6 protein-coding genes and 1 pseudogene are annotated in these 7,719 nt (G+C 42.8%); 6 read left to right on the top strand and 1 reads right to left on the bottom strand.

Going from position 1 to position 7,719, the window contains the following annotated elements:
• Positions 1–688, bottom strand: a pseudogene (locus Q4A14_RS03960) (PepSY domain-containing protein); the annotation flags it as partial.
• Between the two features lie 298 nt (positions 689–986).
• Here Q4A14_RS03960 and Q4A14_RS03955 point away from each other — a divergent pair.
• The 6 genes from Q4A14_RS03955 to Q4A14_RS03930 all read left to right on the top strand — a co-directional run bounded on the left by Q4A14_RS03955 (position 987) and on the right by Q4A14_RS03930 (position 7,628).
• Complete coding sequence (locus Q4A14_RS03955; RefSeq protein WP_303170092.1) at positions 987–1,553, top strand: DUF5063 domain-containing protein; 567 nt, start codon at positions 987–989, stop codon at positions 1,551–1,553.
• Positions 1,554–1,580: 27 nt separating this feature from the next.
• Positions 1,581–2,285, top strand: coding sequence for a 3'-5' exonuclease (locus Q4A14_RS03950; protein WP_303170090.1), 705 nt, complete (start codon positions 1,581–1,583; stop codon positions 2,283–2,285).
• 20 nt (positions 2,286–2,305) lie between these two features.
• The gene (locus Q4A14_RS03945; protein ID WP_303170089.1) at positions 2,306–3,511 is read left to right on the top strand and encodes a class I SAM-dependent rRNA methyltransferase; all 1,206 of its coding nucleotides are present in this window, start codon (positions 2,306–2,308) and stop codon (positions 3,509–3,511) included.
• Positions 3,512–3,734: 223 nt separating this feature from the next.
• Complete coding sequence (locus Q4A14_RS03940) at positions 3,735–4,607, top strand: RNA polymerase sigma factor RpoD/SigA (RefSeq protein WP_303170088.1); 873 nt, start codon at positions 3,735–3,737, stop codon at positions 4,605–4,607.
• A gap of 142 nt (positions 4,608–4,749) precedes the next feature.
• Entirely contained in the window at positions 4,750–4,902 is a 153-nt protein-coding gene (gene rpmH / locus Q4A14_RS03935; protein WP_022456740.1) for a 50S ribosomal protein L34, read from the top strand.
• A gap of 449 nt (positions 4,903–5,351) precedes the next feature.
• Positions 5,352–7,628, top strand: a complete 2,277-nt coding sequence (locus Q4A14_RS03930) for an NADP-dependent malic enzyme (protein ID WP_303170086.1) — start codon at positions 5,352–5,354, stop codon at positions 7,626–7,628.
• The last annotated feature ends 91 nt before the right edge of the window (positions 7,629–7,719 follow it).

Below are 7,719 nucleotides of genomic sequence, written 5' to 3'. Positions count from 1 at the left end.
AAATCCCCATGATAATACCGGCAAAACACATGATAGCACCAAGTCCGGAAAGCCAAGAGACAACAGAGTTCCACAACTTTGCATCTTGCCTCAACTGCCAGAAATAAATAAAGTGAGGAATAGGCCCAACCCATCCCCAAAAACGATCCGAACGTGTTACAAATTGGAGCGCCTTACCTGTAGTGGATGATACATAAAGGTATGACTTCTCAGGATCATTATAAATGAATTTGTATATAGGAAAATGGGAGCGATAAGAAGACATCGGTATCCACTGCTCAAGTTGTCGAAGTGTATCGACACGCAAGATATCACCATTTGCCCAACGTTTTGCATAGGCTTCTATATCGGCATATGAAACGCTATCCTTGACCTCTTGTAAAAGGGTATCTGCAGATAAAGTAAACTTACCTGCATCTGTCACCACCTTAATGACAGGTGTTTCTCTCAGCATCTCAACGGATAGTGTTTTGATCTTGGCACTGTCAGATATTACTTTTGAAAGCACTCCTATCTGAGGAAGGCTATCGGGAAGAGAAATTTGATACTTATGTATGATCCGATTAACATTGGGGAATCGCTTGTATATCATTACGATACCTGAAATAAACCACATCAGAAAAAGAACTGAAAGCAACGTCCCCAACACCTTGTGCGTCACTCGCATAAAACGAATAAATAATCTCATAGTTATATACTTTCTTCTTATCAAAAACTGCTGATGAAAGGTGTAGCATGCTACAATTTACTACAAAGATAGTCTTTTCAGACAAGTCAACATGACAACATCAAACAAATGTAAAGCAGACTATCCAATATAAACTTAAGTCACTAATATACAAAACAATATAATGACGCACTCCCCAGTCAGAAAAGTATAATCAACTCGACCTCACAGGTCGGAAGAAAATCAAAAGTTGGATCTCAAAGTGTGCTATTCAGAGGTATTTCACTAACTTTGTGTACCATATATAGCTCTTTACCAGATGAATCAAAACGTATATCAGGACGAAGTAATAGGCTTTGTGACACAAGCTGTCAGATACTGTGCGCTATTTTCTCCAGAAAGTCCAAAAAAATGGAATAGTGAGAGAATAACAGGGTGCAGGAGGATACTTTCAGCCTTGTACACTGCCGCATTGGACCTTCCACAACTACCGACGGACCCTTTTGCAAGTCTTGAATGTGTGGTTACAGAACAAGATTACGATCGTGTTCGTACTCTTTTGGAGGGAGAATTTGGAGAGGAGGATATATTCTTGGATACTGAGGTTTATGATATGGTGTACTCTGAGACTCCTATCGGCATCAGCTTATCTGAGCTTATGGCTGATCTGTACCAATATTTGATGGATGCAATGTGGGTATACCGTGAAGGCGTAGAAAGCCTAAAGGAACAAGCCATAGCAGAGATCAACTATACATTCAAACATGAATGGGGAACAAAACTCCTGACAGTCCTCAGACAACTCCATAGAATTGCAACAAATTCAGCTGAAGAAGTCGCTCCTCACAACGAGTCTGAAGAATGGAACGAGGAAGACTTCATCTGACACTGCTAAAGAGAGTGAGAGATCATAATGACAGACCTTACTAAAGACATAAGCAAAAGCGAACTGAATGAACTCCCCGTGGAAGTCTTGCCTATACCCGTAGTAGTTATAGATGACATGACTCCGATCGGGAGGGTACAGGAGGTGTGCGGACAACTCAGAGAAGCTGAGATTGTAGGGTTTGACACGGAAACAAAGCCCAGCTTTACCAAAGGTGTCATACACAAAGTTTCGCTGCTGCAGCTTTCAAATGCGGAATGTGCATTCATCTTCAGGCTCATGCGTCTTTCGGATGAAGCAAAAAAACATCTCAAAACCCTCGTTGAGGATAAAAATCTAATCAAAGTGGGAGTCGGCGTCCATGATGATGCTCGCATACTCCGCAGCGATCATGAGTGGACTCCTGCAGGAATGGTCGATCTGCGCAAAATGACCGTAGAAAAGCAGATACAAGTAGGATCGCTATCCAAAATATACGCCATCCTGTTTGGGAAAAGACTTACAAAGGGGCAACGTTTGTCTGATTGGGAAAAAGAGACCCTTACGGAAGCACAAATCAACTATGCCGGTCTTGATGCATGGGCAGGGTTGAGGATATTCGACGCTCTCAAAGAGATATTCAAATCATCAATGGTTGAAAATTCTTTTGAGCCACTGAGAAAAATTGCTCCTAAAACAAGGACATTCAGGAAGCGTTGGCGTCCGGCACAAACCTCCACAACACAGAACTAAAAAAAGAAGTGCGAGATAATATGGAGAATAAGCGCATAATTATCAAAGATTCAAGACTGAAGGCCTTGGATCGCAGGCATCCATGGATATTCTCCATGGGTATTCATATAGATAAGACGATCAGTATTGAAGCCGGAGAATCGGTCTCGATATATACAAGAGATGGGCACTGTTTGGGACACGGATATTATGAAGAAGGAAGTATCGCAGTCCGCATCTTGTCTTTTGATAAGGACAAAGACATCAATACTGATGAATTTTGGCGGAATCTCCTTGAAGAAGCTCTTGATGTCAGAAGATCTCTTGATCTCGTGCATCCCGGCTCCATATACAGGCTGATTCACGGAGAAGGAGACTATATCCCCGGTCTCATCATTGATATCTATGGTGATATCGCAGTATTGCAAGCGCATACCGTAGGGATACACAAGCGCCGTAAAATGATTGCAGAACAGCTCATAGCTATCACTCAAGGCAGTCTGAAATGTGTGTACTACAAGTCTGAAACGACACTTCCGGGAAGAGAAGAAAATCACGAAAGTAGTGGTATCCTTGCAGGAGAATGGCATGATCCCATATGTGATGAAAACGGCATACGTATAGTACCTGATATCCTAAAAGGACAAAAAACCGGCTTTTTTATAGATCAACGAGAGAATCGCTCTCTCCTTGAAAGATATAGCAGCGGCAGAAACGTCCTGAACATGTTTTGCTATACGGGAGGATTCTCTCTATATGCCCTAAGAGGTGGTGCAAAACAAGTAACTTCCGTAGACAGCTCGGCAAAAGCAATAGATCTGACAAAGAGCAACGTGACACTCAACTTTGATGCAGCAATAGCCTCTCGTCATGAAGCACACGTAGCCGATGCATTTAAATACTTGGAGGTTATGAAGCATGGCGCTTATGATCTGATCGTGTTAGACCCTCCGGCTTTCGCAAAACACAGAGGAGTACTACACAATGCATTGCAAGGCTATCGTAGGATCAATGCAGAAGCGATATCCAAGTTACCGGAAGGGGGAATCTTATTTACGTTCAGTTGCTCTCAAGCAGTATCCCCTATTCAGTTCCGACAAGCCGTATTCACAGCAGCTCTGTCGGCAGGGAGAAGTGTTAGGATACTAGAAACTCTAGGTCAGCCGGCAGATCACCCAATCAGTATGTATCATCCAGAGGGAGAATACCTCAAAGGCCTAGTCCTTTATGTAGGGGATAAGTTGTAAATCCAGTATTCATTTTCGGAATCCTGTCTCTCGAAAACAGACAGAGAATCTGATAGAGTTCTGTTGCAATGAAAGAAATGAACAAAACAGAAGAGATATTAGTTATCTATCTGTAGCAAGCTGGATCTCGATGGTGTAGTATTTCAGAAATAATCGTAACTTCACCGAGTTTAAATCAAAATCAGCAGTGGCTTCACTTTTTATTACTACGTAAGATTATAAAATGAGACAGTTAAAGATTCAGAAGTCAATAACGAATCGTGAAAGTGCGTCGTTAGATAAATATCTACAGGAAATTGGCCGAGAGGAACTTATCTCAGTTGAAGAGGAAGTTCAGCTCGCACAGGCCATACACCGTAACGATGCCAATTCACAAAAATGCCTCGAAAAATTGGTAAGAGCCAACCTCAGATTTGTCGTATCTGTAGCTAAGCAATATCAAAACCAAGGATTAAGCCTACCCGACCTTATCAATGAGGGAAATCTTGGACTTATTAAAGCTGCTGAAAAATTTGACGAGACAAGAGGATTCAAATTCATTTCTTATGCTGTATGGTGGATTCGCCAATCCATCCTTCAAGCACTTGCAGAACAATCTCGTATCGTACGTCTTCCCCTAAATCAAGTGGGAAACATCAGTAAAATACAGAAGGCAGTCACTCGCTTTGAACAAGAGAATGAGCGAAAACCGTCTTCAGAAGAATTGGCGCACGAATTAGATCTTACAGAAGATAAGGTCATCGAAACAATGAAGATCAATGGGCGTCAACTGTCAGTAGATGCGCCATTTGTAGATGGAGAAGACAATAGCCTATTGGATGTCCTTGTCAATGACGATGCACCCATCGCAGATAAGGATCTTATCAATGAATCTTTGTCTACAGAAATAGAACGAGCTCTATCAACTCTCACTGAAAGGGAGGCTGAGATCATCAAGATGTTTTTTGGTATTGGGGGTATGCCTGAGATGACACTTGAGGAGATCGGAGTTAACTTTGGTCTCACTCGTGAACGTGTACGACAAATAAAGGAAAAAGCAATACGCCGCCTAAGACAGAACAACAAAAACTCTCTCCTAAAATCCTATTTAGGTTGATGGACGCTTATCTTTAAGATTAAAATTTGAACAGCTTGATCAAAAGCGAACTCGCAGCTATCTGCTTCTAGGCTTGCAAAATAAAAGTAAAAAATGTACCTTTGCACACCGTAAGTGTGATAAATAAGAAATAGAGACAAAAATGAAAAGAACATTTCAACCATCAAATCGCAAGAGAAAGAACAAACATGGCTTTCGCTCAAGAATGGCGACTGCTAATGGTCGTCGCGTACTCGCTGCTCGTAGAGCTAAAGGCAGAGCTAAGTTGACAGTCTCTGATGAGTACAACGGATAATAAGTAAATTCGTTGTCAAAGAATAAAAAGCAAACACCGGTATTCAGTAACAGAAGAATATTCGAGTAACTGAAAAAACAGCGATGAGAGGACAGCTCTTATCGCTGTTTTTGTATATCCGGGAAGTACAGCAATACACCAAGAAGTATTAAGTATTCAACAAAAGGCATATTCTTATCCCTTATCTATACCTAAAAATATTCCTCTATAGAATAGATAAGAATTTTCAGACGATATCATTTACATAGAACAGCCAAGGTGTAACATCACATGAGAAAAGACACCCCTAGACTTGTAGATCTGAAGGTTATCACATTTTGATAAGCTATGCCAAGGTATAATGACTGAAAAAGAGTAAATTTGCGCATTAAAACGCAAGGAGAACAAACACTCCCTGTGTATAATAAAAGAACAATTCAAAAAAATTACTGATACAACAAGCCACAAATATGGATAACAAGCTCCAAGAACTCGCCAGGCAGTACCATGCAAATGGTAAGCCAGGCAAGATAGAGGTCAAGCCGACCAAGCCCTACTCTACTCAGCAAGATCTGACCTTAGCATACAGCCCGGGGGTCGCTGTCCCATGTAAGGATATCGAAGCTGATCCTTCGAAAGCTTATGACTATACAGCAAAAGGCAATCTTGTTGCTGTGATCTCCAACGGAACAGCAGTTTTAGGACTCGGAGATATCGGAGCCATGGCCGGAAAGCCTGTGATGGAGGGGAAAGGGCTTCTATTTAAGATATATGCAGGCATCGACGTATTTGACATAGAGGTTGATGAAAAAGATCCCCAAAAGTTTATTGAAACAGTCAAAGCGATAGCTCCGACTTTTGGAGGTATCAATCTTGAGGATATCAAAGCTCCGGAATGTTTTGAGATTGAGGAGAGACTAAAAGCAGAATTAGACATCCCTGTCATGCATGATGACCAGCACGGTACAGCTATTATTTCGTCAGCAGGTCTCCTCAATGCACTCATACTCGCAGGAAAGAAGATCGAGGATGCTCGTATCGTTGTGAACGGAGCAGGGGCATCTGCCTTTTCTTGTACAAAGCTTTACGAATCGTGTGGAGCAAGACGCGAAAATATCATCATGATCGACAGTAAGGGAGTTATAACAAGTGACCGCACAGACCTTACAGAGCAGAAGCGCTACTTTGCTACTGAACGCAAAGATGCTTGCACACTCGCAGAGGCAATAGTCGGAGCCGATGTCTTTGTCGGCCTCTCTCGCCCGGGAGTACTCACCCAAGATATGGTTAGGTCTATGGCATCAAATCCCATCGTCTTTGCTCTCGCTAATCCTGATCCTGAAATCACCTATGAGGATGCAATTGCAGCACGTGAGGATATTATCATGGCGACAGGACGCTCCGATTACCCTAACCAAATCAACAATGTCATAGGGTTCCCATACATCTTCCGTGGCGCACTTGATGTGCGTGCCAAGGCTATCAATGAAGAAATGAAGATGGCTGCGACCATGGCCATTGCCTCCCTTGCGAGAGAAACTGTACCCGATGAAGTTAAAGTGGCGTATGGCAATACAACGTTCAAGTTTGGTAGAGACTACTTCATTCCTAAACCTGTAGATCCTCGTCTCATTGTAAGGGTATCAACAGCTGTTGCGAAAGCAGCAATGGATAGTGGCGTAGCACAGAAGCCCATAACAAACTGGGAAGCATACGAAAACGAGCTACTTTCACGTCTTGGCCTCATGAGCCACCTTACTAGACGCTTGCACGAAGCTGCCAAACTCTCTTCCCACAAGATTGTATATGCAGCCGGAGAAAATATCTCCACCCTCAAGGCGGCGGTTGAAGTACGTAACCAAAAACTTGCAGATCCCATCATACTCGGCAACCCAAACAAAATCAAAACTATTGCTACAGAGCTTGATCTTTCGCTCGAAGGGGTAGAGATTATTAACCACCGCAGCGATGACGAAAAGACTCGTCGCCAAGAATACTCCAAACTCTTGGCCAAGAAGAATTGGCGCAATGGAGGTAATGTTCCTGAGGCAATGGACAAGATGTTTGACCCTAACTACTTCGGGATGATGATGGTTGCCAGCGGAGATGCAGACGGTATGGTCACCGGTGTGTACAGCCACCACAGCCACTTAGCCAACATTGCTAAACAGACTGTCGGTCTTGAAGATGGTGTCAACCACTTTGCCACGATGCATATGGTGACACTTAAAAATGGTCCATTGTTCCTTGCCGATACACTCATTAACTGCAACTTGACAGCTGAAGCTCTTGTGGATATCACAGTAATGGCCGCTGAGAAGGTACGTTGCTTCGGAGTGAAACCAGTGATAGCTCTTGTAGGCTTTTCAGATTTCGGCTCTGATGATGCAGAATCTACCCGTGAAGCACGCAGAGCAGTTGCGATCTTGCACGAGAAATATCCTCACATCATGGTTGAGGGAGAAATGCGAGTATCTATGGCTCTACATGCAGACAAAAGGGATGCCCGCTATCCTGAAAACAAGATCAAAGGGTATAATGCCAATGTCCTTATCTTCCCTCGCCTATCTGCAGCCAATGCATGCTACCAACTATTACGCGAGGCCGATGATGCAGAGGAAGTGGTAGGACCAATCCAGATGGGACTCCGCAAACCTATTTATTTTACAGATCATGATGCAACAGTATCTGACATTGTCAATATTACAGCTATGGCTGTACACGACTGCAGTACCTGCTTGATATAATTTGAGACTATCTCGATCAACGTAACAAAAAAGGAGGGGGCTGTGTCAAAATTCATTTTTGGCTCAGCCTCCTTTTTTATACCTCATCCAA

Origin of the sequence: Porphyromonas sp., from assembly GCF_030529325.1 — a bacterium.
In the GTDB taxonomy this organism is placed as follows: Bacteria; Bacteroidota; Bacteroidia; order Bacteroidales; family Porphyromonadaceae; genus Porphyromonas_A.
The sequence above is the reverse complement of the archived record's forward strand: the minus strand, read 5'-3'. Positions and strand labels throughout refer to the sequence as shown.

Coding starts and splice junctions, on each gene's coding strand:
- Q4A14_RS03950 (WP_303170090.1), top strand. CDS start 1,581: ATGACAGACCTTACTAAAGACATAAGCAAAAGCGAACTGAATGAACTC.
- Q4A14_RS03930 (WP_303170086.1), top strand. CDS start 5,352: ATGGATAACAAGCTCCAAGAACTCGCCAGGCAGTACCATGCAAATGGT.
- rpmH (WP_022456740.1), top strand. CDS start 4,750: ATGAAAAGAACATTTCAACCATCAAATCGCAAGAGAAAGAACAAACAT.
- Q4A14_RS03945 (WP_303170089.1), top strand. CDS start 2,306: ATGGAGAATAAGCGCATAATTATCAAAGATTCAAGACTGAAGGCCTTG.
- Q4A14_RS03940 (WP_303170088.1), top strand. CDS start 3,735: ATGAGACAGTTAAAGATTCAGAAGTCAATAACGAATCGTGAAAGTGCG.
- Q4A14_RS03955 (WP_303170092.1), top strand. CDS start 987: ATGAATCAAAACGTATATCAGGACGAAGTAATAGGCTTTGTGACACAA.